Genomic DNA, 26,008 nt, shown 5'->3' on the forward strand with positions numbered 1-26,008 from the left:
AGGTGCACGCCGCCTGATTAGACTGCGCCGAAACTCGTACACACAGCCCTTTCAAGGACTTATATGATCAAGAAATGCTTGTTCCCAGCAGCCGGTTACGGTACTCGCTTCCTGCCAGCGACTAAAGCCATGCCCAAAGAAATGCTGCCGGTGGTAAACAAGCCACTGATCCAGTACGGCGTCGAAGAAGCACTGGACGCTGGGTTGACCGAAATCTCCATCGTCACCGGTCGCGGTAAACGCGCTCTGGAAGACCACTTCGACATCAGCTACGAGCTGGAAAACCAGATCAAGGGCACCGACAAAGAGAAGTACCTGGTCGGTATCCGCAAGCTGCTCGACAACTGCTCCTTCTCCTACACCCGCCAGACAGAAATGAAAGGCCTGGGCCACGCAATTCTGACCGGTCGTCCGCTGATCGGTGATGAACCCTTCGCCGTGGTGCTGGCGGATGACTTGTGCGTCAACCTCGATGGTGACGGCGTCCTGACCCAGATGGTCAAGCTGTACAAGCAGTTCCGCTGCTCGATCGTCGCGATCCAGGAAGTCGACCCGCAAGAAACTCACAAATACGGTGTGATCTCCGGTGAGATGATCCGCGACGACATCTATCGCGTACACAGCATGGTTGAAAAACCAAAACCAGAAGATGCGCCGTCGAACCTGGCGATCATCGGTCGTTACATCCTGACGCCGGACATCTTCGACCTGATCGAACAAACCGAGCCAGGCAAGGGTGGTGAAATCCAGATCACCGACGCCCTGATGAAGCAGGCCCAGAACGGCTGCGTCATGGCCTACAAGTTCAAAGGCAAGCGTTTCGACTGCGGTGGCGCTGAAGGCTACATCGACGCGACCAACTTCTGCTTCGAGAACTTCTACAAGACTGGCAAGGCTTACTGATTAGCGCCTGACCTGCTTGTATTGAAAAGCCACCTTCGGGTGGCTTTTTCATTTTCCGCCCCCATAACGCTTGCAGCGCTTGCCCAACGGAAGTCTGCGGGTATGCTGGTTGCCTGCCGAGGAGAATGAAAATGGCCTACGATTTTGACCTGTATGTGATTGGCGCCGGTTCTGGCGGTGTACGAGCTGCGCGTTTTGCCGCTGGTTTTGGTGCGAAAGTGGCTGTGGCCGAGAGCCGCTACCTGGGTGGCACCTGTGTAAACGTCGGCTGTGTGCCAAAGAAGCTGCTGGTCTACGGTGCACACTTTGCCGAAGACTTCGAGCAGTCCGCAGGCTTTGGCTGGACGCCGGGCGAAGCAAAGTTCGATTGGGCAACGCTGATCGCCAACAAGGATCGCGAGATCAATCGCCTGAACGGTATTTACCGCAACTTGCTGGTCAATAGCGGCGTCACCCTGCATGAAGGCCATGCCCAGATCGTCGATCCGAACACGGTCGAGATCAATGGCGAGCGCTACACCGCCAAAAACATCCTCATTGCCACCGGTGGCTGGCCGCAAATTCCGGAGATTCCAGGGCACGAACACGCGATCAGCTCCAATCAGGCGTTCTTCCTCAAAGAGCTGCCCAAGCGTGTCGTGGTGGTGGGCGGAGGGTATATCGCGGTGGAATTTGCCGGGATCTTCCACGGGCTGGGCGCCGAGACCACGCTGTTGTATCGCGGTGAGCTGTTCCTGCGTGGTTTCGACGGTGCGGTGCGCAAGCATTTGCAGGAAGAGCTGACCAAGCGGGGCATGAACCTGCAATTCAATTCCGATATCGAGCGCATCGACAAACAATCCGACGGCAGCCTGAAGGTGACGCTCAAGGATGGTCGCGAGTTGGAGGCGGATTGCGTGTTCTACGCCACCGGTCGGCGTCCGATGCTGGATAACCTGGGGTTGGAGAACACGGGCGTCAAGCTCGACAAGAAAGGCTTCATCGAAGTCGACGAGCAGTATCAGACGGCGGAGCCGTCGATCCTTGCCCTTGGCGATGTGATCGGTCGTGTTCAGCTGACACCGGTTGCGTTGGCTGAAGGCATGGCTGTCGCGCGTCGTTTGTTCAAGCCGGAGCAGTATCGCCCGGTGGATTACAAAATGATCCCGACGGCCGTGTTCAGTCTGCCGAACATCGGCACGGTGGGTCTGAGTGAGGAAGAGGCGCGGGAAGCCGGCCACGAAGTACAGATCTTCGAAAGCCGTTTCCGTCCAATGAAGCTGACCCTGACCGACTGCCAGGAGCGCACGCTGATGAAGCTGGTGGTGGATGCCAAGACCGATAAGGTCCTGGGTTGCCACATGGTCGGGCCGGACGCCGGCGAAATCGTCCAGGGTCTGGCGATTGCCTTGAAAGCGGGCGCGACCAAGCGAGACTTCGACGAAACCATTGGTGTACACCCAACGGCCGCCGAAGAGTTCGTTACCATGCGCACGCCGGTTAAGGCTTAATCTTTCTTTTGATGCTCTGAAGCGTCTGGCGCTGTTGCAACGACAGCCGCCAGGCGCAGGCTTTCATCGAGACTCGCCTGGGTCTTGAGCAATTCGATTTCCAGGCCTTTGTTTATCTGTGACTGCTCATCAACGTTCTGCTTGAGCGACTGGCTTTCCAGCAGGGCGGCGCGCAAGCGTTCCTGGAGGAGGGTGCGTTCGCTGTCGATGCGATTGACCTGTTCCAGCAATTGATCCTGCCGACTGTTGGTTTGCTTGAGCTGATCCTGCAGCAGTCCCAGCTCCCGCAGCGTGCCACGGTTCTCGGTGAGCAGGCGCTCGTTGTCGCGATGCAGTTGGGTGATTTCGTCCTGACGCACCATTGCGCTTTGCTGGGCCTGGCGTAACTCCATCTGAATCTGCTGCACCTGACCTTCGTGGCGACTGTGCTCTTGCTCGCGCTGTTCCTTGACGGCGTTGCGGTAATGCTCAAGCGCCTCGCGTGCGTGCAGGTGCTTTTCTTCCAGTGAGCGGATCTGATCTTCCTTGTCTTTAAGGCGCAACTCGAAGTCCGCCAGCGCCTGATTCAAACCGGCGTTGCGGGTTTGCTCGGTCTGCAGCAGGGCGCGGGTGTCTTGCAGTGCCTCGGATTCCTGGGTCAGCGCCAGGCTTTGAATCTCGTATTGCTGATGCAGTTCAGTGTTGGCCCGTTGCGCTTCAGTGAGCTGGATATCCAGCTCTTTACGCTGCTGATCGAACTGGGCGCGTGCCTCGTCGATGGGCTCTTGCGCCTTTTCCTTGAGCCGTTGCGCCAGGCGTGAAACGAGTCCCGCCAGCTCATCGTCGATGGGTTCTGAAGGTGTTTCGACGCGTTCGCTGCCGTCATCCAATTCCTTCAAATAACGGTGGATGGTGGTTTTTGAGCCGGTGTTTCCCATCTCGATCCGTACTGCGTCGATGCTGGGGTTTTCACCGCGAGCAAGGATCGCCAAGCGTGCTGCTTGTACCACTGCTTTATTAACGCCGCCACGAGCCATGTGTTCTCCTACGATTTCGTACTGTGGTACGTAACACTAAAGTACGCAGTGTACCATTCATTTGAAAAAGATTAAAAATGTAACTCAATCATACGGGATATACTGGTATTACCCCGTGTGATGCGCCATACGGCTGGTTTGACCCCGCTAGCGCGGTACGTTTTCGAGAATTGAGCCCATGACTGACCTGGATCGCTACCTGCAAGCCGCCACCCGCGACAACACCCGTCGCAGCTACCGGGCGGCGATCGAGCACTTCGAAGTCAGTTGGGGTGGTTTTCTGCCGGCCACCAGCGACAGCGTGGCGCGATACCTAGTGGCTCATGCGGGCGTGCTGTCGATCAACACGTTGAAGCTGCGTCTGTCGGCGCTGGCGCAATGGCACAGCAGCCAGGGTTTTCCCGACCCCACCAAATCCCCCGTGGTGCGCAAAGTCTTCAAGGGCATCCGTGCGTTGCACCCGGCACAGGAGAAACAGGCCGAGCCGTTGCAGCTTCAGCATCTGGAGCAAGTGGTTGCCTGGCTGGAGCAGGAAGCGCAAACCGCCAGGGCGCAAAACGATCAACCCGGATTGCTCCGCGCCAAACGCGACGCGGCGCTGATCCTGCTGGGGTTCTGGCGCGGCTTTCGCAGCGATGAGTTATGCCGTGTACAGATCGAACACGTGCAAGCCAGTGCCGGCTCCGGCATCACCCTCTACTTGCCACGCAGCAAAGGCGATCGCGAGAACCTCGGCAAGACTTACCAGACGCCGGCCCTGCAGCGGCTATGCCCAGTGAACGCCTACATCCAATGGATTACCGAAGCGGCGCTGGTGCGTGGCCCGGTATTTCGCGGCATCGACCGCTGGGGTCATTTGAGCGAGGAGGGCTTGCACGCCAATAGCGTGATCCCTTTACTGCGCCAGGCTCTGGAGCGTGCCGGCATCCCCGCCGAGCACTACACCAGCCATTCCCTGCGGCGCGGCTTTGCCAGTTGGGCGCACCAAAGCGGCTGGGACCTGAAATCATTGATGAGTTACGTGGGCTGGAAGGATATGAAGTCGGCCATGCGCTATGTTGAAGCGAGCCCGTTTCTCGGGATGGCCAGACTCACTGAAAAGCCGTTGACGCTCTAGATTCCGTTTTCTTCTATTAATACTGTCCGCTAATAGCGAAAACCAATCAGCAGCATGAGCTTTGCCAATGAGCCAGGCGATGATCGAGTGGGTAGGATTCACCTCATCAACTTTTCAAACCAACTTTTCAAACCCGACGGAGAGTCATCGATGCCTATCATCAACAGCCAAGTTAAACCGTTCAAAGCTACCGCCTACAAAAATGGCGACTTCGTACAAGTGTCGGACGCTGACCTGAAAGGCAAGTGGTCTGTCGTGTTCTTCTACCCAGCCGACTTCACCTTTGTTTGCCCGACCGAACTGGAAGACCTGGCTGACAACTACGACGCGTTCCAGAAACTAGGCGTCGAGATCTACAGCGTTTCCACCGACACTCACTTTGCCCACGCTGCCTGGCACAACACCTCGCCAGCCATCGGCAAAATCCAGTACACCATGATCGGCGACCCGACTCATGCCATCTCCCGCAACTTCGACGTGCTGATCGAAGACGCCGGTCTGGCTGACCGTGGCACCTTCGTGATCAACCCTGAAGGCCAGATCAAAATCGTTGAACTCAACGATGGCGGCGTTGGCCGTGACGCTTCCGAGCTGCTGCGCAAAATCAAGGCTGCCCAGTACGTCGCTGCTCACCCAGGCCAGGTTTGCCCTGCCAAGTGGAAAGAAGGCGAGGCCACTCTGGCTCCGTCCCTGGACCTGGTCGGCAAGATCTAAGTCTGTGGATCGCATCATCAGGGCGGGTTTCCGCACCTAAGTAAGCCGCACCGCCCTATAAAACGCCCGGGCGAGATTCGCTCGGGCGTTTTTTTATGTCTCCGAAAAAGGAAATCGCCCGTATGTTGGACGCCAATCTAAAAGCCCAGTTGAAATCGTACCTGGAACGGGTCACCCAGCCGATCGAGATCGTTGCCTCCCTCGACGACGGTGCGAAATCCCAGGAAATGCTTGAACTGTTGAAAGACGTTGCCAGCCTTTCGACCCAAATTACCTTGCTCGACAACGGTGACGATGCGCGTAAACCATCGTTCTCGATCAATCGCCCGGGTGCCGATATCAGTCTGCGTTTCGCCGGCATCCCTATGGGCCATGAATTTACCTCGCTGGTGCTGGCCTTGCTGCAAGTTGGCGGCCACCCCTCGAAAGCCAGCGCAGAAGTGATCGAACAGATCCGCTCGCTCAAAGGCGAGTTCAGCTTCGAGACTTACTTCTCGCTGTCCTGCCAGAACTGCCCGGACGTGGTCCAGGCGTTGAACCTGATGGCAGTGCTGAACCCAAACATCCGTCACGTTGCTATCGACGGCGCGTTGTTCCAGGCCGAAGTTGATGATCGCCAGATCATGGCCGTGCCAAGCGTTTACCTCAACGGCGTGAACTTCGGCCAGGGCCGCATGGGCCTGGAGGAAATCCTCGCCAAGATCGACACCAGCGGCATCGAACGCCAGGCCGAGAAGATCAGCGCCAAGGAAGCCTTTGACGTACTGGTCGTCGGCGGTGGTCCGGCGGGTGCATCGGCTGCGATCTACGCGGCTCGCAAAGGCATTCGCACCGGCGTGGCGGCGGAGCGTTTTGGTGGGCAGGTGCTCGACACCATGGCCATCGAGAACTTCATCTCCGTGCAGGAAACCGAGGGGCCAAAACTGGCCGTGGCACTGGAAGAACACGTCAAGCAATACGACGTCGACATCATGAACCTGCAACGCGCCGACAAGTTGCTGCCGGGCAAGAACGGCGAGCTGCACGAAGTCCGCTTCGCCAGTGGCGCGACGTTGAAAGCCAAGACCGTGATTCTGGCGACCGGTGCGCGCTGGCGTGAAATGAACGTGCCGGGCGAGCAGCAATACCGCAACAAGGGCGTGGCGTACTGCCCGCACTGTGACGGTCCGCTGTTCAAAGGCAAGCGGGTGGCGGTGATTGGCGGCGGTAACTCCGGCGTCGAAGCGGCCATCGACCTGGCGGGCATCGTGTCGCATGTGACCCTGCTGGAGTTCGACATTCAGTTACGCGCCGACGCAGTCTTGCAGCGCAAGTTGCACAGCCTGCCGAACGTCACCGTGATCACCAGTGCGCAAACCACTGAAGTGTTGGGCGATGGTCAGAAGGTCAATGGCCTGCGCTACAAGGATCGTCAGTCGGACGAGTTGCGCAATGTCGAATTGGAAGGGATCTTCGTGCAGATCGGTTTACTGCCCAACACCGATTGGCTCAAAGGCACCATCGAGTTGTCGCCTCGCGGCGAGATCATCGTCGACGCTCGTGGTGAAACGTCGATGCCCGGTGTGTTCGCTGCCGGTGACGTCACCACAGTGCCGTACAAGCAGATCGTGATTGCGGTGGGCGAGGGCGCCAAAGCCTCGCTGAGCGCATTCGATCACTTGATCCGCACCTCGGCTCCGGCATAAAACCCGACGCTGAAAACACAAAACCCCATGAGCGATCATGGGGTTTTTTTGTACTGACTGATCGTTCCCACGCTCTGCGTGGGAATGCAGCCCGGGACGCTCCGCGTCCCAAAAAGCGTGACGCAGAGCGTCACAAGAGGCGTTACCACGCAGAGCGTGGGAACGATCAGTGGAAATCAGTGGCAGCGAGTTTTTTTACAGCGGCGCTGGCTGGATGATTTCGACCCAGTAAGCATCCGGGTCCTTGATAAAGGCCAGGCTCTTCATGCGACCATCATTCAGGCGTTTCTGGAAATCGCAACCCAGTGCTTCGAAGCGTTCGCAAGCTGCACGAATGTCCGGCACGGAAATACAGATGTGGCCGAAGCCGCGTGGGTCGGTGTTGCCGTTGTGATAGGCGAAATCCGGGTCGTTCTCGGTGCCGTGGTTGTGGGTCAGTTCGAGAATGCCGGGAATCGATTTCATCCATTCAGTGCGTGCCGCCGCATCGGCCGGAATCTGGTTTTTATCGACCAGTGCCAGGAAGTACAGGCTGAATTCGGCTTCCGGGAAATCGCGTTTTTCCACCAGCGAGAAACCCAGCACGCGGGTGTAGAAATCCAGCGACTTGGTGATGTCCTTGACGCGCAGCATGGTGTGGTTGAAGACGAACTGCTGAGTGGCGGTGTCAGGTTGGGCAGTCACGCCTGGGAGTGTGTTCAATTCGTGCAGGCTCATGGGCCCTCCGGAAAATAAGTGGGGCTAACGAATGGCAACAATGATACGCAAGGGCTCAGACATCACCAAACCCAAACAGTCTGCTATTGCCTGACGGGTGGACGAGGCTCAGACTTTACGGTTCATTTTGTGAGTGTCCATTGCGATGATCCGATTCTGTCAATTCACCTGCGCCCTGTTTTGTCTGCTGTCAGCAGTCGCCAACGCTCACGCAGAAGCGCCTGTAGTGAGCTGGCCAACGGGCTGGGCAGTTGAGGCTGTCGCGCATGACGAGGCCAATACTGCGGTATCTCGCCAACGCGCGGTAAAAAATGACCAGGGAGGTACGCCGGTGTTGGTGATGGAGTTGACCATGACTCAAGTCGAACGCGGTCATCAGGTCAATCTGCAAGGCGTGTTGCTGGAAATGCGCAAATCAGTGCAGAAGGACTTCTTTCAAGGCGGCTATCAAAGCGTCTGCAACAAAATTCACCCGGCGACCTTGAGCCGGCTGTCGGCGTTGGAGACCACCTGCACGATTACCCAGAACGGTCGACATGTGCTGTCGCAAACTTTGGTTGCCGCGCTGGATGCCGATAAGGCCTATGTTCTTTCCTATGCGGGGCAGGCGGACGCTTATAAGGCAAGTCAGGATGAAATAGAGGCGACTCGTAACAGCTTGAAACTTTAGTTACAGGTGTTGCGAGACAGCAGATTTTGGAGTGAGCCGAAATTTTTAGATACCCAAAGGGATTAAGCACAAAGTTGGTGGCCAAGTAGCGAGTTAAGCCCTTCTAATCATTGCTTTTACAGGTGGCCCATAAAAAAGCCCTGCACTAGGCAGGGCTTTGTGTCGGCGCGAGTGTTTAGCCGCGCAGCCAGGAATCAACGGTAGCGGCACCGTATTGTTCCTTCCAGGCTTTCAGGCCACGGTGGTTACCACCCTTGGTTTCAATCAGCTCGCCGGTATGCGGATTCTGATAAACCTTGACCACACGAGCGCGGCGGGTTTTAGGCGCTTTTGCCTGTTGCAGACCGGTTTTTGACGGGTTCGGATCGAGAATGGCGATGATGTCCCGCAGGTTTTTGCCATAGGTTTTCATCAGCCCCTGGAGCTTTTCTTCGAATTCGATTTCTTTCTTGAGCCCGGCATCATTCTTCAGCGATTCCAGCTGCTTGAGCTGTTCTTGAAGGGCCTTTTCGGCGGCGCGGAATTCAGCGAGTCTGGACAATATCTTTACTCCAATAGTGTGTTTGGCTGATACCAACCGCAAACAAAGCTATAAGCCAAGAGCCTTGAAGCGACTCGGTGATAAGTGGCTCACCTGCCAATGTTGAGCAGGCATGAAAAATTGTAGTAGTTAAATGCCCAAGAGTAAATCCTGTCTTTTTCTTCATGTAACAACACTAATCTTTTGATTCAATTTGGTGCGTCGATTCGTGGCCCCATCCCGTAACCCTGCTAGTTAACGGTGGCTTAATGCATTAATGAATTGCGCGGCGGGCATCGGCCGGGCGAACAGATAACCTTGTAAGAAGTTCACCCCGTGAGCCGTCAGATAATCACTTTGCTCCTCGGTTTCCACGCCTTCGGCGACTATGCCCAGGTCAAGCTTGGCCGAGAGCTCGATAATGCTTTCCAAAATGTGCCGTGACAGCGCATCAGCACCGATCATCGCGACAAAACTTTGGTCGATTTTCAAGAAGTCGACATTGAACTGGCGCAGATAACCGAGACTTGAGTGACCGGTGCCAAAGTCGTCGATCGCAATGAACACGCCCAAGGCTTGGAGCTGCTCGAACAACTGGAGCGTAATGGGCATTGGCTCGATCAGTTCACGCTCGGTCAACTCCAGCACCAGTCTGACCGCGCCTGGCGCAAAAGCAGCGAGAAACTCCCGGCAGTCGTCAACCAGTTCCAGGTCCTTGCAATGACTGGCGGTGATATTGATGCCGATGTGGAACGGTGCGCCGAACGAGCCGGCGACCGGCGCCAGCAACGCTGCGGTCTGTCGCATCAACGAGCGGGTCATCGGCACGATCAATCCCGAATGCTCGGCGAACGGGATGAACAGGTCCGGGCGCACCAGGCCTTCCTTGGGATGATGCCAGCGCATCAATACTTCGGCGCCGGACCATTTTTTGGTATCGCCATGCACTACGGGCTGGAAATAGGGAACGAACTCCTGCGCGTCCAGCGCGCGCTGCATTTCGTGGCTGGGGGATGATGAACGCTTTTGCAGAAAGTGCCCGATTGAACCGAATACCGCGCCGAAGAAGATCAGCAAACTGAACAGCGGCGGATATTCGCTAATCATGTAGCGCCAGGTTTCTCCTGCGGGGAAGCCAGCGGCGACGGTGAACGCGTAACGCGAAGACGTCAGTTTGCTTTCTGCCACTGGTAAGGCGGGCAGGGCCGTTTCGTGAACTTTGCCGTCTTCGGATAACCAGTCGGGGCCGACTTGCAGCAACAACTGTGTCTCGCGACCAATCAAACGCAAGACATTGCTCAAGTGATAACCGTCCAGGGTCGTCAATGCGCCCCGGTCACCGTCGTTGAGCCGATAGACCAATAACGCGGTGTCGGGAGTCACCGGGTTGCCATTCATGAGCCACAACTTGCCCTGGGTGTAATCGCCCGGATTGACCTTTTCCTGATAATCACCGAACAACGAACTGCAATAGACAGTGTTGTCCCACACCAGGTTGGTCGAGCGCACGAATGGACGGCGCGTGACCTGTTCGCGCAATGCCAGCTTGACGTCATTGCACGGTTGGCCAGCCAGCGGCAGCAAGACCTGCGCTGCCTGGGCCGTGTTGTCGAGCATCAGTTCAAATTGGCGAATGGCTTCTTCGGCCGTCACCCCGGAGCTGTGCTTGAGTGCACGCTCGGCCTGCATGGACAGGATGGCGACGCCCAACACCATCGGGAGCAGGACGCTCAGCAGGGTGACAGCAATACGTTTGCTGCGTTTGCGGCGGGTTTTGACGTTCAGGGGCATTTGCGAAGCCTGTGACGGTGAAGTGTGGCTCTCAAATGCTGGCAGGACGACGACACGCCTCCCAAAAGAGTTCTGGTAACGGCCATGATAGATGGCCGTCGGCGGTTATGCCGCTCAACGGTAGTTCAGGCTTGAAGCCAGTTTGATAAACGCCAATGTCGCGGGCGACGATTGGCGCTGGTCGAGCACCGCCAGCCCGACTTGACGAGTGACGGCAGGCGACAGCGGTTTTTTCACGTAGCGGTCGTCGCTGTCGTCGGGCAATGAACCTTCGGCGACAACGGTCAAGGCATCGCCACGGCTCACGGTGTCCAGGGTGCTGAGCAACTGCGAGCAGCGATAGCGGATGTTCGGTGTGAGTCGGGCCGCACTGAACAAGCGTGACACCAGCTGCGAAGATCCGGCTTCGGTCAACACGAACGGGTCGTGACACAAGTCGCTCAAGCTCAGGCTGTCGCGGCTGGCCAGCGGGTGATCATTGGGCAGCAACGCGACCAACTGATCCTCGATCAACATAAAGGTGTCGAAACGGTCTTCGGGCAACACCACGAAACCGACATCGATTCGCCGCTCTTCGAGCCATTGAATCACCTGGCGGTCAGGACCTTCGTCAATGTGCACCTCAATGCCTGGGTGGGCACTGCGATAGTGCTGCAGGATCATCGGTAACAGTTTGATCGATGAGGTCGGGCCAAATGAACCGATGCGCAAGGTGCCGCTTTTCATGCCACGGGCATCGGCAGCTTCCTGGCGCAAGGTGTTGGCCAGGCCGAGCATCGCCCGGGCACGTAGTAAAAGCTGTTGGCCGATGTCACTCAATTCGACCTGGGACTGGTGACGCCTGAGTAACTCGACGCCCAATTCCTGTTCCAGCGACTTCAAAGCGTGGGAGACCGCCGATTGGGAGATCCCCAACCGATTGGCCGCAGCCGTGAATCCGCGCAGTTCGGCGACGAGCGAGAAAATCTCGAGTTGAGTCAGAGTCATGAGCTTTTACTCATTTTACGATGATCGTGCATTAGGCGAATGATACGTGATCTGTCCGATCAAGGTTCCACGTCCAATGACTACCTGCGCACAAACGACGTCTTCGGACGTGCCGGTTTACCTGAAGCTCGCCGCCGTCACCATGATCTGGGGCGGGACCTTTGTCGCCGGACGGTTTCTGGCCGACAGCTTGACGCCGCTATTCGCGGCCAGCCTGAGATTTCTGCTGGCCAGCGTGGCGCTGCTGTTGTTTTTACTGTTGGCCCGCGTGCCTCTGGCCAAACCGAGCCTCAAGCAGTGGCTGCAACTGGCGTTGCTGGGGTTCTTCGGGATCTTCTTCTACAACCTGTGCTTCTTTTATGGGCTGCATTACATCAACGCCTCAAGAGCGTCATTGATCGTCGCGCTGAACCCGGCGGTCATCGGACTCGCATCGTGGCTGCTGTTCAAGGAACGCTTGAGCCGAGCCAAAGTCGCCGGCATTGCGATTTGTATTGCCGGGGCGAGCCTGGTGATTGTCAGCCGAAACCCACTGCTGTTGGCCGGTAATGCCGATGCCTGGATTGGTGACTTGCTGATTTTCGGCTGCGTGCTTGGCTGGGGCGTTTACTCGCTGTGCTCCAAAGAGCTGAACCAGACGCTGGGGCCGGTGCAGACCGTGACGTATTCGATTCTGCTGGGCACGGCGATGCTGTGGATGACCAGTGCCGTGCGCGGTGAACTGAGTGCCGACGTGCTCTTAAGCCTCGGCCCGCAACAATGGTTGAGCCTGATGTACTTGGGCGTTTTGGGTTCGGCGCTGGCCTACATCGGCTATTACGACGGCATCCGCCAAATTGGCGCGACGCGTTCCGGGGTGTTCATCGCCTTGAACCCGCTGACGGCGGTCATCCTCGGTGCGCTGCTGCTGGACGAGCAAATGACGCTGGCGATGTGCCTGGGAGGAGGGCTGATCCTGGCGGGGATTTTCCTGTGCAACAAACCCCTTGCGCAGTTGAGGAAAAAGGGGATTTGATACAGAAGGCGGACAAACCTATTTACGCTGTGTAGAATCGGGTTACGCATACAATAATAAATCGTCTTCTGGCAGCAGAAGCCTCGCCCGCAAGAGCCTTGGGTCGACAATGAAGAGTTTTGGGTTTCAATTGATCTACGGTGACTTCCTCGCGCGCAGTGTGCGCGGCATCTCCTGCGCGCCACCCGCCGGCTTCAGCATTCTTAGCGACTAACGTTCCGTTAATTCTAAAAAATGATGAGGCGCCAAAATGGCAGATTTATACGAAAACCCAATGGGCCTGATGGGCTTTGAGTTCATCGAATTCGCATCGCCGACCCCGAACACCCTGGAGCCGATCTTCGAGATCATGGGCTTCACCAAAGTCGCGACCCACCGCTCCAAAAACGTGCACCTGTATCGCCAGGGCCAGATCAACCTGATCCTCAACAACGAACCCCACAGCGTTGCTTCCTACTTCGCGGCTGAGCACGGCCCGTCCGTATGCGGCATGGCGTTCCGGGTCAAGGATTCGCAGCTGGCCTACAAGCGCGCACTGGAACTCGGCGCCCAGCCGATTCACATCGAAACCGGCCCGATGGAGCTGAACCTGCCAGCGATCAAAGGAATCGGCGGCGCGCCGCTGTACCTGATCGACCGTTTCGGTGAAGGCAGCTCGATCTATGACATCGACTTCGTGTTCATCGACGGCGTGGACCGCAACCCGGTCGGCGCTGGCCTGAAAATCATCGACCACCTGACTCACAACGTGTATCGCGGTCGCATGGCTTACTGGGCGAACTTCTACGAGAAGCTGTTCAACTTCCGCGAAATCCGTTACTTCGACATCAAGGGCGAATACACCGGCCTGACGTCCAAGGCGATGACCGCTCCGGACGGCATGATCCGCATCCCGCTGAACGAAGAGTCGTCCAAGGGCGCGGGGCAGATCGAAGAGTTCCTGATGCAGTTCAACGGTGAGGGCATCCAGCACGTGGCCTTCCTCAGCGATGACTTGATCAAGACCTGGGATCATCTGAAAAGCATTGGCATGCGCTTCATGACCGCGCCGCCAGAAACGTATTACGAGATGCTCGAAGGCCGTTTGCCAAACCATGGTGAGCCGGTTGATCAGCTGCAATCGCGTGGGATTCTGCTGGACGGTTCGTCCGAGTCGGGCGACAAGCGCCTGCTGCTGCAGATTTTCTCGGAGACCTTGATGGGCCCGGTGTTCTTCGAATTCATCCAGCGCAAAGGCGATGATGGTTTCGGTGAAGGCAACTTCAAGGCGCTGTTCGAATCGATCGAGCGTGATCAGGTACGTCGTGGCGTACTCGCTACCGAGTAAGCCGCCACACCGCTAAAACTGTGGGAGCGGGCTTGCTCGCGAATGCAATTGTTCATTCAACATCTGAGTTGACTGACACGACGCCTTCGCGAGCAAGCCCGCTCCCACATTTGTTTTGTGTGTGGCTTTAAGGTTTGCGATGCCGGACCAGGTGTTTGAACCCTTCAAACATCAACACCACTACCGCCAGCCAGATCGGAATGTAGGTCAGCCATTCTCCAGGCTTGATGCTTTCCCCAAGCAGCAACGCGACGCCAAGCAGCAACACCGGCTCGACATAGCTCAACAGTCCGAAAAGGCTGAACGGCAACAAGCGGCTGGCAATGATGTACACCACCAGCGCCGACGCGCTGATCACCCCGAGTATCGGGATCAGCAGCGACAGCCACGGGTGTTGATCAAACACGCCGAAACCCTGTTCGCCACTCTGCACGAACCAGAACGCCACCGGCAGCATCAACGCCATATCCAGCCACAGGCCGCCGAGGTTGTCCGCAGCCAAGCGCTTGCGCACGATGAAATACAGGGGATAACCGATGCACACCAGCAAGGTGGCCCAGGAAAACCCACCAACCTGATACACCTCGTTGACCACCCCGAGACAGGCCAGCACCACGGCGACTTTTTGCAAATAAGAGAGGCGATCGCCATAGGCGATCCGTCCGGTCAGCACCATGGTCAGCGGCAACAGGAAATAACCCAGCGACACATCCAGGCTATAGCCGTTAAGCGGCGCCCACATGAACAGCCAGAGCTGAACACCGAGCAGGGCCGCCGAGACGATCAGGCCAGCCATCAATTTTGGCGTGCTGGCAATGCGCCGAAAAATGTCGATCACGCGCTTCCATTCGCCGGACACCACCATGAACACAGTCATGCAGGGCACGGTCAGCAGCATGCGCCAGCCGAAAATTTCCACGCCGCTCAGGGGAGCGAGCAACGAAGTGTAGTAATACATGACAGCAAACAGCACAGAGGCCGACACCGATAAAGCGATACCTTTAGACAAACTGCCCTCGCGAGGTTGAACGTGAAACGGGCGCAGAGGATACGTGTTTTTTGTGCTGAATATTGGCCGGGTGATCGATATTTTCAACATCCCAGTGAATGTCAGACCGCTATCGCGAGCAGGCTCACTCCCACATTAGCTCTGCATCGGACACAACATCTGTGCCCTGCACAAAGCCCCTGTGGGAGTGAGCCTGCTCGCGAAAGCGGTTCCACATTCAACATTGATGGTGGCTGGCACACCGCCTTCGCGGGCAAGCCCGCTCCCACAATTATCCGGTTCAGCGACAAATTGCGGGTTCGACACCAAGCCCCTGTGGGAGCGAGCCTGCTCGCGAAAGCGGTTCCACATTCAACATTGATGGTGGCTGGCACACCGCCTTCGCGGGCAAGCCCGCTCCCACAATTGTCCGGTTTAGCGACAAATTGCGGGTTCGACACCAAGCCCCTGTGGGAGCCAGCCTGCTCGCGAAAGCGGTTCCACATTCAACATTGATGGTGGCTGGCACACCGTCTTCGCGGGCAAGCCCGCTCCCACAATTGTCCGGTTCAGCGACAAATTGCGAGTTCGACACCAAGCCCCTGTGGGAGCGGGCTTGCCCGCGATAAATCTCAAGTCGTGCGCGGTTTGCGCCCCGACACGAAATGGCTGACATCATTAAACCCCGGCGTCGAGGAATGCCCTGGCACCACCAGCGAATCAATGAACGCCTCGTCCTCGGCCGTGATCTTCACCGCCTGGGCTTTCGTGTAGGCATCCCACTGTTCTTCAGTTCGCGGCCCCACGATGGCCGAGGTGACGGCGCTGTTGTTCAACACCCAGGCAATGGCGAATTCGACAATGCCCACGCCACGCTCCTGCGTGTAGCGCTGAATCTGCTGGGCAATGCGCAACGACTCGACTCGCCATTCGGTTTCCAGAATGCGCTTGTCGGCCCGGCCCGCACGGCTGTTGGCATCGGGTTTCACGTCCGGCGCATATTTGCCGCTGAGCACGCCGCGCGCCAGCGGGCTGTAAGGCACCACGCCAAGGCCATAATTGTGCGCAGCGGTGATCTGCTCGGTTTCCACCTGACGGTTGACGATGTTGTACAGCGGCTGGCTGATCACCGGCCGGTCGACGCCCAACTGATCCGCCACACGAATCACCTCGGCGATGCGCCAGCCACGGTAGTTTGACAAGCCCCAATAACGAATCTTGCCCTGACGAATCAAGTCGCCAATCGCCGACACCGTCACTTCCAGCGGCGTGTTGTGGTCTTCGCGGTGCAGGTAATAGATGTCGAGATAGTCAGTGCCCAGGCGCGTCAGGCTGGCGTCGAGGCCGTTGAAAATGTGCTTGCGGCTCAAACCACTGCGGTTCGGAACGCCGTCCACCGGGCCAAAACCGACCTTGGTTGCCAGCACCCATTCGTGGCGGTTGCCGGCGATCGCTTCGCCGACGATCTCTTCGGAACGGCCGTTGGTGTAAACGTCCGCCGTGTCGATGAAATTGACGCCCTGGTCCCAGGCCTTGTCGATGATCCGCAGGGAATCTTCGGTGCTGGTCTGTTCGCCGAACATCATGGTGCCCAAGGTCAGGGTCGACACCTGTAAACCCGAATGACCCAGCGTGCGATAACTCATGACGAAATCCTTTTACCGGTGGGAGAAAGCCTCAATCAAATACCAGAACGGCGGTGTGGAGCAATCTGAATTATCGACAGAGGGCGCTGACAGCGCTCTTGCAGGAACGCTTTCAGCACCTTGGCCCGTTCCGAGACTTGAACCCGGTGAGGGCAAAATAGATGAATGGCACAGATTACCTTGCCGGTAATCGAACAACGTCAGCAATCGCCCGGCCTAAAGGCGAGTAATAAACAGCAATGTTTAACTGACACCTTCAGAAACTCTCTCAGACTACACATCCTTGCGCCGTTACCTACGACTGCGCCAGAATCCGCCGGCTTGTGCGCCTTGGGCCTGGGTTTTATCGTTTGTCCCGTCGCTGAAGAACAGCGATGGGGTTTGGTAGCCCGGGATTATTGTTAGGTGCACAGCACCACCTTTTTCAGAGTTTTCGTCTCTGATTTTTATGGTGGTCATGCGCAGGGCGCTTTCGGGCGCGCCGGTTTCCTAACGCCCGGTCTACCAACCTGAGCATGGCCGCCACCCACTCGTTTGGTAGCGAGGGTGATGGCTCCTTTTATCTTGTTAGGAGTTCCAACTATGTTCAAACCAACACCCAACCCACCAGCCCCCGACGACGTTTCCCCCTACGAATCCACCGATTCCAAAAAATTCAACGAAGCCGCCGACCGCGCTCTCGACCATTACCTCAATCCCGCCAAGGCACCACCCCCAAGAAAACCCAGCACGATGTTCCTCATCGCACCCGATATCGATTCGGAAAGCCTGTTGGCTCACGCCTGCGAGTCCATGGCCTCGGCGAGTGTGATGGCGAGTGATTTTGCCGGGGAGTTGCACGGGCCGCAGCGCCACAAGATGCTGGCGTTGCAGCAGATCATCATGCTGGGCGAGTTGGCGGTGAACCGGGCGCTGGATAACGTCGATCCGCAGAACGCTTGACGAGATCGTTCCCACGTCGAGGCGTCGAACCGTCCGCGTGGGAATGCAGCCCGGGACGCTCCGCGTCCCTATCGAGAGCTGGAACGCGGAGCGTCCCTTGATGCATTCCCACGCGGAGCGTGGGAACGATTATTAGTACGATCATTACACCCGCAACGTTCGCGTCATGCGCAGCGCCAGCAAGCTGCCGCACACAATCACTCCCGCCAGCAGATACAACGCCGCATCGGTCGAGCCGGTGCTGTCCTTGACCCAACCCACGAGGTACGGGCTGAGGAAACCCGCCATCTGCCCCATGGAGTTGATCAACGCCAGACCGCCCGCCGCCGCACCCGCGCTCAGCAGCGCCGTCGGCACCGGCCAGAACATCGGCAAGCCGGTGAGGGCGCCCATGGTGGCGATGGTCAGGCCGAGAATCGCGATGGCCGGCGTCGTGGCGAAGTTCACGGCGATCAGCAGACCGACCGCGCCCATCAGCATCGGCACCACCAAATGCCAGCGACGTTCTTTGCGCAGGTCCGCCGAGCGACCGACCATCAACATGAACACCGCCGCCAGCAGGTACGGAATCGCACTCAACCAGCCGATCACCAGGTTGTCGCTGAAACCGAGGTTCTTGATGATCGACGGCAGCCAGAAGTTGATCGCGTAGACGCCGCTCTGGATGCAGAAGTAGATCAAGCCAAAGGCCCAGATCGCCGGGTTCTTGAACACGGCCAGCAGCGAGTCGGTGGTGGTTTTCGGTTTGTTGGCCAGGTCCTCGGCGTGGTCGGCTTCCAGCACCGAACGCTCGAACGGTGTGAGCCATTTGGCGTTGGCGTAGCTGTCGCTGAGCAGGAAGTAGGCGAGGGCACCGAGGATCACGGTCGGGATGCCTTGCAACAGGAACATCCACTGCCAGCCGGCCAAACCGGCCTGACCTGCGCCGAAGTGGTTGAGGATCCAGCCGGAGAACGGACTGCCGAGCAGGCCGGACACCGGGATCGCCGACATGAACAGCGCCATGATGCGGCCACGGCGGAAGGTCGGGAACCACTGCGAGAGGTAAAGCACCACACCCGGAAAGAACCCGGCTTCAGCCGCGCCAGTGAACAGGCGCAAGGTGTAGAACTCGGTCGGTGTGGTGACGAACAGCAGGCAGGTCGACAGCGAGCCCCAGACCATCATCATCAGCGCAATCCAGCGCCGTGGGCCGAATTTGGTCAGCGCCAGGTTGCTCGGCACGCCGCACAGCACGTAGCCGATGAAGAAGATCCCGGCGCCGAGGCCGTACACGGTTTCGCTGAATTTCAGCGCGTCGAGCATCTGCAGTTTGGCGAATCCAACGTTGACCCGGTCGAGGTAGTTGAACAGGTAGCAGATGAAGATGAAGGGGATCAAACGCAGGGTAATGCGTTTGTAGACGGCGTTTTTTTCGTCAACGATGGCCTGGGTAGCGGCGGCGCTCTGTGACATGGCGGGCTCTCTCATTATTATGATTTTTTGTGATGCAACGGGTAAGTTGATCGCCCAGAGAGTCTCGACCACCCTGATGGTTGTTGTCTTTGTGCCTGAGCACAGGGTTTATCAGCCAGCCCTGTGCGGCTGAACAACCGTCCTACCAGCGTTTTCAAGGATCCCCATTATGTTCGAACTCGATCACGACCTGGCCCAGGACATCGTCGACCGGGCGATGGCCATTCTGCCGTACAACGTCAACGTCATGGACAGTCAGGGGTTGATTCTGGGCAGCGGCGAACCGGAGCGCATCAACACTCGCCACGAAGGCGCGCAACTGGTGCTGGCCAACGGGCGAGTGGTGGAAATCGACGCGCAAACGGCGATTCATCTCAAAGGCGTGCAGCCGGGGATCAACCTGCCGCTGTTGCTCGATCAGCGCTTGATCGGCGTGCTGGGCATCACCGGCGAACCCGAGCAACTGCGCACGTACGCCGAGCTTGTGCGTATGACCGCCGAGATGTTGGTCGGCCAGCGCAATCAGCAGGCCGAGCAGCAGTGGCGGCGTCAGCGTTGCGATGATTTGCTGGCGTTGCTGTTGAGCGAGGCGGGGGATTCGCCGCGTTTGCTGGACGAGGCGCAGCAATTGGGGCTCAAGCCGCAATTGACGCGGGTGCCTTATCTGTTCGAGTTGGGCATGGAGCACGGGCCGGGGCAAACCGTCGAGGCGCTCAGCGCCTGGCTGACTTCGCGTTACCCGGACAGTTGGTGCGTGAGTTCGGCCAAGTCCTCGCTGCTGTGGTGCCGCCCGGCGACCCAGACAATCGAGAATGATCGACTGCTGGAAAAACTCGATGGCCTGGGCTGGAACATTTTGCGCATTGCGGTGGGCGGGCAGGCGGATGGACTGTCGGGGCTGCGCCGTTGCTATCGGCGTGTCGGCGACTTGCTGGCCTATGGTCGCGATGTGTTGCCGCATTCGCGCTTGCTCACGCTCAACCGTTATCGACTGCCGGTGATGCTCTGGCGTCACCGCAATGACGATGCGCTGGATGAGTTGCTCAAACCGCTGCGCCAGGTCATCGCCAAGGACGGTAACGGTCAGTTGCTGGCGACCTTGCGCAGTTGGTGTGAGCACGATGGGCAGAGCCAGGCGTGTGCCGATGCATTGGGGATTCATCGCAACAGTTTGCGCTATCGGATGGAGCGGATTGCCGAGCTGAGCGGGGTTGATCCGCTGAAGCTGGATGGCATGCTGGCGTTGTACCTGGGTGTTCAGCTTTTGCCGCAAACCGACGCCCCGTAGGTGTATGACTTTGGGATGGGGGCGATCTTGAGGACGGTATCGCGAGCAGGCTCGCTCCCACAGGGGGCCGAGGTGAACCCCCACATTTGTAATTGACGCCGGCCCCTGTGGGAGTGAGCCTGCTCGCGATGGCAGACCACCAGCCAACATCGATGTCGGGTCGGAAAATACGGTTTTGTGGAAATGAACAATAATCGTCATGCCCGCTTGTGCAGCGGACTGGCGTTATTGTCCGGGGCTGCTGGCAGCATGGAGCGCATTGGAACTGGAGAATTCGCATGAAAATCGTCATCGCCCCCGATTCGTTCAAAGACAGCCTCAGTGCCCAGGGTGTGGCCGACGCGATTGCGCTCGGACTGGCTGAGGTCTGGCCCGATGCGCAACTGATCAAATGTCCGATGGCCGATGGCGGCGAAGGGACGGTCGAGTCGATTCTGGCGGCGTGCGAAGGCCAATTGCGCCGTACCACGGTGCGTGGTCCGCTCGGTGTGTCAGTCGATGCCGCGTGGGGCTGGTTGCCGCACAACCACACCGCGATCATCGAAATGGCCGAGGCGAGCGGCCTGCAATTGGTCGCGCCGGGCAAACGCAATGCCTGCACCAGCACCACGTTCGGCACCGGCGAACTGATTCGTGCCGCACTGGACGCCGGGGCACAACGGGTGATCCTGGCGATTGGCGGCAGCGCCACCAACGACGGCGGTGCCGGAGCGATGCAGGCATTGGGCGTGAAGCTGCTGGACGCTCAAGGGCAAACGCTGGCGCCGGGCGGTTTGGCGCTGGCGCAACTGGCCCACATCGACCTGAGTGAAATCGACCCGCGATTGAACGAGGTGCAATTCGACATTGCAGCCGACGTCAACAATCCCCTGTGCGGCCCCCACGGCGCTTCTGCGATTTTTGGTCCGCAAAAAGGAGCATCGCCCGAACAGGTGCAGCAACTGGACGCAGCCCTTGGACACTTCGCCCGCTTGTGCGCCCAGGCATTGGGCAAAGACGTCAAGGACGAACCGGGCAGCGGTGCCGCAGGTGGTTTGGGCTTCGCGGCCAAGGCGTTTCTGAAGGCGCAATTCAAGGCCGGCGTGGAAGTCGTCGCCGAACTGGTCGGGCTGGCCGAAGCCGTGAAGGGCGCCGACCTGGTCATCACCGGGGAAGGGCGTTTCGATGCCCAGACGCTGCGCGGCAAAACCCCGTTCGGCGTGGCGCGTATTGCCCGGGAGCAGGACGTGCCGGTGATTGTTATCGCCGGAACCTTGGGCGAGGGTTACCAGGACCTGTACGAACATGGCATCGATGCCGCGTTTGCCTTGGCCAGTGGGCCGATGACGCTGGAGCAAGCGTGTGCCGAGGCGCCACGCTTATTGCGCGATCGTGCCAGCGATATCGCGCGAGTCTGGCGAATGGCGACGCGCCAGGCCTGACGAATACCTGTCAGGCAAGTGCAATTTCTGTGGGAGCGGGCTTGCCCGCGAAGAAGGCGCGTCAGTGACATTAATGGTGCCTGACACACCGCATTCGCGGGCAAGCCCGCTCCTACAGGTTTTGGCTATTGAGTGTTTCATGGACGAAACACTGAAGCGTCTTGAAATATTTTTCTCCAACCTCTGCAAAAAACCCCATCCCCGGCCGATACAGCCAATAGGCGCGCACAAACCAATTACAACAGCGCCGCCAAACTGAAAACGCGCGCCACCGCCCGCCCTTCAGTGATCACGGCATGGATGCTCGAAGCCTCAATCACCGAGTATCTTGCTATGTCACTGCGTAACCTGAATATCGCGCCTCGAGCTTTCCTGGGTTTTGCCTTCATTGCCTTGCTCGTGATCGGGCTGGGTGTATTCGCCGTGAGCCGCATGTCGGTCATTCGCCAGGCTTCCGTCGACATGGAAAGCACGCAGCTGCCCAGTGTCGGCTATCTGGGCAACCTGACCGAAAACGTTCTGCGCCTGCGCATCCTTTCCTTCCGGGTGTTGGTCAACCGTGACGCGAGCGCGTTGCAGGAAGCGCAAACCCGTATCGGTGCGCTGGTCGACAAGGTGCGTACCGCGCAATCCAGTTATGCCGCGTTACCCGCCAGCCCCGAAGAAGCTGCGCTGTACAAGACCTTCACGGCGACGCTGGACAATTACATGCAAGCCCAGAATCAGATGCTGGAGCTGTCGCGACAGAACAAGCTCGATGAGATGCGTGCGCTGATCAATACACGGATCAAGGACGGCACCGATCAGATGGGCGAGCAGTTGAACAAACTGGTCGCCCTGAACAACAGCGACGCCAAAGCGGCTTCCGTCGTAGCGGGCGAGCATTACAGCAGCGCGATTACCGGCATCGTCGCAGTGGCGGTGATTGCTGCGCTGCTGACCGTGTTGCTCGCCTGGCTGCTGACCCGCAGTATCGTCTCGCCGCTGAACCGCGCGTTGCAGGTGGCCCAGACCATTGCCGGTGGCAACCTGACCACCGTCATCGAAATCGATGGCCAAGACGAACCGGCCCGTTTGCTTGGCGCCTTGTCCGGGATGCAGGACAACCTGCGCAAAACCATCGAACAGATCGCCGGTTCCGCGACCCAGCTGGGCGCGGCCGCCGAAGAACTCAGTACCGTGACCCAGGAAGCGTCCCGGGGCATGCAGCAACAGAATAACGAAATCGAACAAGCGGCCACGGCGGTCAACGAAATGACCGCCGCCGTGGAAGAAGTGGCGCGCAATGCGGTGTCGACATCCGAAGCCTCGAACCAGTCGACCCAGGCCGCACGCGAAGGCCGTGACCGTGTGGTGGAAACCGTCAACGCCATCCAGACCATGACCCACGACGTGCAAAACACCTCGCTGATGATCGAAGGCCTGGCCACTCAGGGCCGCGACATCGGCAAAGTGCTGGACGTGATCCGCGCCATCGCCGAGCAGACCAATCTGCTGGCACTCAACGCCGCCATCGAAGCGGCCCGTGCCGGTGAAGCCGGGCGCGGTTTTGCGGTGGTGGCGGACGAAGTCCGGGCCCTGGCCCATCGCACTGCGCAGTCGACCCAGGAAATCGAAAAAATGGTCGCCGGTATTCAGAACGGTACAGGTGAAGCGGTCTCGTCGATGGCGCAAAGCAATCAGCGCACCCAAAGCACCCTGGAAATGGCCCGCGCCGCCGGTGTCGCGCTGGAGCAGATCACCCAGTCGATCCACTTGATCAACGAACGCAACCTGGTGATCGCCAGCGCATCGGAAGAACAGGCCCAGGTGTCCCGCGAAGTCGACCGCAACCTGGTGAACATCCGCGATCTGGCCACCCAATCCGCCGCCGGCGCGAACCAGACCAGCGCCGCCACCCATGAACTGTCGCGGCTTGCGGTGAATTTGAATGCGATGGTGGCGCGCTTTGTGATTTGAGGTAGGGTTGAGGTTTGGAGTCCGCGCGCGACAGGAGAATGACATGCGCTATTCAGCCTTGACCCAACGAATCGCCGGCGACGGAGCGGCAGCCTGGCAGATTCATGACCGAGCGCTGGAAATGCGCGAACAAGGAATCGATGTATTGTTGCTGTCGATCGGCGATCCGGATTTCGACACGCCGAAGCCCATCGTCCAGGCGGCCATCGACAGCCTGCACGCCGGCGACACGCATTACCCGGAGGTGCGCGGCAGTCGTGGACTGCGCAGCAGCATCGCCCGTCGCCATCGTCAACGCAGTGGTCAGGCGGTGGACGCCGATCATGTGATCGTGTTTCCGGGAGCGCAGTGCGCCGTGTATTCGGTTGCGCAATGCCTGCTTGATCCAGGCGATGAAGTGATCGTCGCCGAGCCGATGTACGTGACCTATGAAGGCGTGTTCGGCGCCTGCGGGGCCAAAGTGGTGCCGGTGGCGGTGCGTCCACAGAACGGCTTTCGGGTTGATCCTGCGGATGTAGCGGCACTGATCACGCCGAAAACCCGCGTCATCCTGCTCAACAGTCCGAACAATCCATCCGGTGCCAGTTTGCCGCTCGACACGTGGCGCACGCTGGCCGCGTTATGTGTGCGCCATGATCTTTGGCTGATCAGCGATGAGGTCTACAGCGATCTGTTGTTCGAGGGCGAGCACACCAGCCCCGCCAGTTTGCCGGGCATGGCCGAGCGCACCGCGACCATCAATAGCCTGTCCAAATCCCATGCCATGAGCGGCTGGCGGGTGGGATGGTCGATTGGTCCGAAAACCTTGGCCGAGCATCTGGTGAATTTGTCGTTGTGCATGTTGTTCGGCATTCCGGATTTTATTCAGAACGCGGCGCAGCTGGCATTGGATGAAGACTTGCCGGAAGTGGCGCAGATGCGCGAGGAATACCGCCAGCGTCGCGATCTGGTGTGCTCGATGTTGGATGGCAGTGCCGGGGTTCGTGCGATCAAACCCGACGGCGGAATGTTTGTGATGGTCGACGTGCGCCCGACCGGGTTGTGCGCCCAGCGATTTGCCGAGCGACTGCTGGAGGGGTACGGCGTGTCGGTGTTGGCCGGCGAGGCGTTCGGACCGAGTGCGGCGGGGCATATTCGCATCGGACTGGTGGTGGATCAGTTGAAGCTGGCGGATGCGTGCCAGCGGATTGCATCGTGCGCGGAGCAACTGCTGGAGGCGCGGCGAGCCTGACCAGCGCTCCAGATCGTTCCCACGCTCTGCGTGGGAATGCATCTGGGGACGCTCCGCGTCCCATGTGACGCAGAGCGTCACGGGCTGCATTCCCACGCGGACGGTTCGACGCCTCGACGTGGGAACGATCAGGCCTGCCAAGCCCCGGCATTCACCAGATTCTTCGGTCGCTCACCCGCCAACGCCATCAGCAGATTATCCACCGCGCACTTGGCCATCGCCTCGCGCGTTTCATGGGTTGCCGAACCCATGTGCGGCGTCGCCACCACGTTGTTCAACGTCAACAACGGCGAATCCGTCTGCAGTGGCTCACGCTCAAACACATCCAGCCCAGCAGCACGAATCTGCCCGGTCCGCAGCGCTTCAATCAGTGCCGTTTCGTCCACCACCTTGCCCCGGGAAATATTGATGAAAATGCTCTCGGGCCGCATCAGGGCGAATTCCTCGGCGCCAATCAAGCCTTCAGTTTCAGCCGTCAGCGGCAACGTCAGGCAAATGAAATCGGCCTGCTGCAACAACTCCGCCAGGCTGCGATATTGAGCATTGAAGCGCTGCTCAACCGCGGGTTTCGGTGAATGGCTGTGATAGATCACCGGCATGCCAAAGCCGAAATGTCCGCGCTGGGCCAACGCCTCACCGATGCGCCCCATGCCGATGATGCCCAACGTTTTGCCATGTACATCCGTGCCGAAATGCACCGGGCCGATGTTGCGCTGCCATTGGCCGGCGCGAACCATGTTCGCCAGTTCCACCACGCGCCGGGCCGTGGCCAGGATCAGTGCGAAACCGGTGTCGGCGGTGGTTTCGGTCAGCACGTCAGGGGTGTTGCTGAGCAGGATCCGGCGCTCGGTCAGGTAGTCGATGTCGTAATTGTCGACACCGACGGAGACGCTGGCGATGGCCTCCAGATGCGGCGCCAGGTCCAGCAATTGCGCATCCAGTTTCAGGCTCGCACCGAGCAAACCCTGGGCCCGGGGCAGGGCGTCGCGCAGTTGCGCGATGCCCTCCGGGTTGAGGTTGTCGATCAGCGTCACGTCGGCGTGCTCATGCAGGCGCGCCATCAGCAGCGGAGAAAGTTTCTTGTACAGCACAACCTGCTTTTTCATCGTCATCGTCTCAACTTCAA

23 protein-coding genes and 1 pseudogene are annotated in these 26,008 nt (G+C 58.7%); 13 read left to right on the plus strand and 11 right to left on the minus strand.

Annotated elements, in window-relative coordinates; translation table 11 throughout:
- Positions 1–63: 63 nt before the first annotated feature.
- On the plus strand, positions 64–903 hold the full coding sequence (gene galU / locus ACM6I0_RS09340; RefSeq protein WP_090183531.1) for a UTP--glucose-1-phosphate uridylyltransferase GalU: 840 nt from the start codon (positions 64–66) through the stop codon (positions 901–903).
- Positions 904–1,034: 131 nt separating this feature from the next.
- Positions 1,035–2,393, plus strand: coding sequence for a glutathione-disulfide reductase (gene gorA / locus ACM6I0_RS09345; protein WP_414922096.1), 1,359 nt, complete (start codon positions 1,035–1,037; stop codon positions 2,391–2,393).
- Here gorA and ACM6I0_RS09350 read toward each other — a convergent pair.
- Positions 2,390–3,409, minus strand: a complete 1,020-nt coding sequence (locus ACM6I0_RS09350) for a DNA-binding protein (RefSeq protein ID WP_414922097.1) — start codon at positions 3,407–3,409, stop codon at positions 2,390–2,392. The genes gorA and ACM6I0_RS09350 overlap by 4 nt on opposite strands.
- Before the next feature lie 178 nt (positions 3,410–3,587).
- Here ACM6I0_RS09350 and ACM6I0_RS09355 point away from each other — a divergent pair, with 178 nt between their 5' ends.
- The 3 genes from ACM6I0_RS09355 to ahpF all read left to right on the plus strand — a co-directional run bounded on the left by ACM6I0_RS09355 (position 3,588) and on the right by ahpF (position 6,925).
- Positions 3,588–4,526: a site-specific integrase gene (locus tag ACM6I0_RS09355; protein WP_414922098.1), complete on the plus strand. Its 939-nt coding sequence runs from the start codon at positions 3,588–3,590 to the stop codon at positions 4,524–4,526.
- 150 nt (positions 4,527–4,676) lie between these two features.
- Complete coding sequence (gene ahpC / locus ACM6I0_RS09360; protein WP_046047429.1) at positions 4,677–5,240, plus strand: alkyl hydroperoxide reductase subunit C; 564 nt, start codon at positions 4,677–4,679, stop codon at positions 5,238–5,240.
- Positions 5,241–5,362: 122 nt separating this feature from the next.
- Positions 5,363–6,925 (plus strand): alkyl hydroperoxide reductase subunit F, encoded by a 1,563-nt coding sequence (gene ahpF, locus ACM6I0_RS09365; RefSeq protein ID WP_414922099.1) that lies wholly within the window; start codon positions 5,363–5,365, stop codon positions 6,923–6,925.
- Positions 6,926–7,120: 195 nt separating this feature from the next.
- Here the strand turns inward: ahpF and gloA are convergent, their stop codons facing one another.
- Positions 7,121–7,642, minus strand: a complete 522-nt coding sequence (gene gloA, locus ACM6I0_RS09370; protein WP_414922100.1) for a lactoylglutathione lyase — start codon at positions 7,640–7,642, stop codon at positions 7,121–7,123.
- A 145-nt stretch (positions 7,643–7,787) separates the two neighbouring features.
- On the opposite strand from gloA, the gene ACM6I0_RS09375 reads away from it, so the two are divergent.
- Complete coding sequence (locus tag ACM6I0_RS09375) at positions 7,788–8,312, plus strand: DUF4946 domain-containing protein (RefSeq protein WP_414922534.1); 525 nt, start codon at positions 7,788–7,790, stop codon at positions 8,310–8,312.
- Positions 8,313–8,487: 175 nt separating this feature from the next.
- Here the strand turns inward: ACM6I0_RS09375 and ACM6I0_RS09380 are convergent, their stop codons facing one another.
- The 4 genes from ACM6I0_RS09380 to ACM6I0_RS09395 all read right to left on the minus strand — a co-directional run bounded on the left by ACM6I0_RS09380 (position 8,488) and on the right by ACM6I0_RS09395 (position 11,610).
- Positions 8,488–8,853: a histone-like nucleoid-structuring protein, MvaT/MvaU family gene (locus ACM6I0_RS09380; RefSeq protein ID WP_285434052.1), complete on the minus strand. Its 366-nt coding sequence runs from the start codon at positions 8,851–8,853 to the stop codon at positions 8,488–8,490.
- Entirely contained in the window at positions 8,837–9,019 is a 183-nt protein-coding gene (locus tag ACM6I0_RS09385) for a hypothetical protein (protein ID WP_208668044.1), read from the minus strand. Before ACM6I0_RS09385 ends, ACM6I0_RS09380 begins: the two co-directional genes overlap by 17 nt.
- A gap of 68 nt (positions 9,020–9,087) precedes the next feature.
- Positions 9,088–10,623 (minus strand): EAL domain-containing protein, encoded by a 1,536-nt coding sequence (locus ACM6I0_RS09390; protein WP_414922101.1) that lies wholly within the window; start codon positions 10,621–10,623, stop codon positions 9,088–9,090.
- 114 nt (positions 10,624–10,737) lie between these two features.
- Positions 10,738–11,610, minus strand: coding sequence for a LysR family transcriptional regulator (locus ACM6I0_RS09395; protein ID WP_414922102.1), 873 nt, complete (start codon positions 11,608–11,610; stop codon positions 10,738–10,740).
- A gap of 76 nt (positions 11,611–11,686) precedes the next feature.
- Here ACM6I0_RS09395 and ACM6I0_RS09400 point away from each other — a divergent pair, with 76 nt between their 5' ends.
- Together ACM6I0_RS09400 and hppD are read left to right on the plus strand one after the other, a co-directional pair.
- Positions 11,687–12,625, plus strand: coding sequence for a DMT family transporter (locus tag ACM6I0_RS09400; RefSeq protein WP_285434055.1), 939 nt, complete (start codon positions 11,687–11,689; stop codon positions 12,623–12,625).
- 250 nt (positions 12,626–12,875) lie between these two features.
- Complete coding sequence (gene hppD / locus ACM6I0_RS09405) at positions 12,876–13,952, plus strand: 4-hydroxyphenylpyruvate dioxygenase (RefSeq protein ID WP_285434056.1); 1,077 nt, start codon at positions 12,876–12,878, stop codon at positions 13,950–13,952.
- 127 nt (positions 13,953–14,079) lie between these two features.
- Here hppD and rarD read toward each other — a convergent pair whose 3' ends face one another.
- From rarD to ACM6I0_RS09420, 3 genes and pseudogenes are all read right to left on the minus strand, one after another.
- Positions 14,080–14,961 (minus strand): EamA family transporter RarD, encoded by an 882-nt coding sequence (gene rarD / locus ACM6I0_RS09410; RefSeq protein ID WP_285434057.1) that lies wholly within the window; start codon positions 14,959–14,961, stop codon positions 14,080–14,082.
- A 611-nt stretch (positions 14,962–15,572) separates the two neighbouring features.
- Positions 15,573–16,586, minus strand: coding sequence for an aldo/keto reductase (locus tag ACM6I0_RS09415; protein ID WP_285434058.1), 1,014 nt, complete (start codon positions 16,584–16,586; stop codon positions 15,573–15,575).
- A 35-nt stretch (positions 16,587–16,621) separates the two neighbouring features.
- Positions 16,622–16,802: pseudogene (locus tag ACM6I0_RS09420) on the minus strand (hypothetical protein); the annotation flags it as partial.
- A 366-nt stretch (positions 16,803–17,168) separates the two neighbouring features.
- On the opposite strand from ACM6I0_RS09420, the gene ACM6I0_RS09425 reads away from it, so the two are divergent.
- Positions 17,169–17,528 (plus strand): DUF6124 family protein, encoded by a 360-nt coding sequence (locus ACM6I0_RS09425; RefSeq protein ID WP_285434059.1) that lies wholly within the window; start codon positions 17,169–17,171, stop codon positions 17,526–17,528.
- 144 nt (positions 17,529–17,672) lie between these two features.
- Here the strand turns inward: ACM6I0_RS09425 and ACM6I0_RS09430 are convergent, their stop codons facing one another.
- On the minus strand, positions 17,673–18,983 hold the full coding sequence (locus ACM6I0_RS09430) for an MFS transporter (protein WP_285434060.1): 1,311 nt from the start codon (positions 18,981–18,983) through the stop codon (positions 17,673–17,675).
- Between the two features lie 169 nt (positions 18,984–19,152).
- Here ACM6I0_RS09430 and ACM6I0_RS09435 point away from each other — a divergent pair, with 169 nt between their 5' ends.
- The 4 genes from ACM6I0_RS09435 (at position 19,153) to ACM6I0_RS09450 (ending at position 24,882) form a co-directional block, all read left to right on the plus strand.
- On the plus strand, positions 19,153–20,271 hold the full coding sequence (locus ACM6I0_RS09435; protein ID WP_285434061.1) for a sugar diacid recognition domain-containing protein: 1,119 nt from the start codon (positions 19,153–19,155) through the stop codon (positions 20,269–20,271).
- Positions 20,272–20,549: 278 nt separating this feature from the next.
- Positions 20,550–21,692: a glycerate kinase gene (locus tag ACM6I0_RS09440; protein ID WP_414922103.1), complete on the plus strand. Its 1,143-nt coding sequence runs from the start codon at positions 20,550–20,552 to the stop codon at positions 21,690–21,692.
- 333 nt (positions 21,693–22,025) lie between these two features.
- The gene (locus tag ACM6I0_RS09445; RefSeq protein WP_414922104.1) at positions 22,026–23,651 is read left to right on the plus strand and encodes a methyl-accepting chemotaxis protein; all 1,626 of its coding nucleotides are present in this window, start codon (positions 22,026–22,028) and stop codon (positions 23,649–23,651) included.
- A gap of 43 nt (positions 23,652–23,694) precedes the next feature.
- Positions 23,695–24,882 (plus strand): pyridoxal phosphate-dependent aminotransferase, encoded by a 1,188-nt coding sequence (locus tag ACM6I0_RS09450; RefSeq protein ID WP_414922105.1) that lies wholly within the window; start codon positions 23,695–23,697, stop codon positions 24,880–24,882.
- Positions 24,883–25,010: 128 nt separating this feature from the next.
- On the opposite strand, the gene ACM6I0_RS09455 is transcribed toward ACM6I0_RS09450, so the two are convergent.
- Positions 25,011–25,988, minus strand: coding sequence for an NAD(P)-dependent oxidoreductase (locus ACM6I0_RS09455; RefSeq protein ID WP_414922106.1), 978 nt, complete (start codon positions 25,986–25,988; stop codon positions 25,011–25,013).
- Between the last annotated feature and the right edge of the window lie 20 nt (positions 25,989–26,008).

Origin of the sequence: Pseudomonas sp. IT-P294 (genome assembly GCF_949767865.1) — a bacterium.
GTDB lineage: Bacteria > Pseudomonadota > Gammaproteobacteria > Pseudomonadales > Pseudomonadaceae > Aquipseudomonas.

Coding starts and splice junctions, on each gene's coding strand:
- galU (WP_090183531.1), top strand. CDS start 64: ATGATCAAGAAATGCTTGTTCCCAGCAGCCGGTTACGGTACTCGCTTC.
- gorA (WP_414922096.1), top strand. CDS start 1,035: ATGGCCTACGATTTTGACCTGTATGTGATTGGCGCCGGTTCTGGCGGT.
- ACM6I0_RS09350 (WP_414922097.1), bottom strand. CDS start 3,409: ATGGCTCGTGGCGGCGTTAATAAAGCAGTGGTACAAGCAGCACGCTTG.
- ACM6I0_RS09355 (WP_414922098.1), top strand. CDS start 3,588: ATGACTGACCTGGATCGCTACCTGCAAGCCGCCACCCGCGACAACACC.
- ahpC (WP_046047429.1), top strand. CDS start 4,677: ATGCCTATCATCAACAGCCAAGTTAAACCGTTCAAAGCTACCGCCTAC.
- ahpF (WP_414922099.1), top strand. CDS start 5,363: ATGTTGGACGCCAATCTAAAAGCCCAGTTGAAATCGTACCTGGAACGG.
- gloA (WP_414922100.1), bottom strand. CDS start 7,642: ATGAGCCTGCACGAATTGAACACACTCCCAGGCGTGACTGCCCAACCT.
- ACM6I0_RS09375 (WP_414922534.1), top strand. CDS start 7,788: ATGATCCGATTCTGTCAATTCACCTGCGCCCTGTTTTGTCTGCTGTCA.
- ACM6I0_RS09385 (WP_208668044.1), bottom strand. CDS start 9,019: ATGAAGAAAAAGACAGGATTTACTCTTGGGCATTTAACTACTACAATT.
- ACM6I0_RS09390 (WP_414922101.1), bottom strand. CDS start 10,623: ATGCCCCTGAACGTCAAAACCCGCCGCAAACGCAGCAAACGTATTGCT.
- ACM6I0_RS09395 (WP_414922102.1), bottom strand. CDS start 11,610: ATGACTCTGACTCAACTCGAGATTTTCTCGCTCGTCGCCGAACTGCGC.
- ACM6I0_RS09400 (WP_285434055.1), top strand. CDS start 11,687: ATGACTACCTGCGCACAAACGACGTCTTCGGACGTGCCGGTTTACCTG.
- hppD (WP_285434056.1), top strand. CDS start 12,876: ATGGCAGATTTATACGAAAACCCAATGGGCCTGATGGGCTTTGAGTTC.
- ACM6I0_RS09415 (WP_285434058.1), bottom strand. CDS start 16,586: ATGAGTTATCGCACGCTGGGTCATTCGGGTTTACAGGTGTCGACCCTG.
- ACM6I0_RS09425 (WP_285434059.1), top strand. CDS start 17,169: ATGTTCAAACCAACACCCAACCCACCAGCCCCCGACGACGTTTCCCCC.
- ACM6I0_RS09430 (WP_285434060.1), bottom strand. CDS start 18,983: ATGTCACAGAGCGCCGCCGCTACCCAGGCCATCGTTGACGAAAAAAAC.
- ACM6I0_RS09435 (WP_285434061.1), top strand. CDS start 19,153: ATGTTCGAACTCGATCACGACCTGGCCCAGGACATCGTCGACCGGGCG.
- ACM6I0_RS09440 (WP_414922103.1), top strand. CDS start 20,550: ATGAAAATCGTCATCGCCCCCGATTCGTTCAAAGACAGCCTCAGTGCC.
- ACM6I0_RS09445 (WP_414922104.1), top strand. CDS start 22,026: ATGTCACTGCGTAACCTGAATATCGCGCCTCGAGCTTTCCTGGGTTTT.
- ACM6I0_RS09450 (WP_414922105.1), top strand. CDS start 23,695: ATGCGCTATTCAGCCTTGACCCAACGAATCGCCGGCGACGGAGCGGCA.
- ACM6I0_RS09455 (WP_414922106.1), bottom strand. CDS start 25,988: ATGAAAAAGCAGGTTGTGCTGTACAAGAAACTTTCTCCGCTGCTGATG.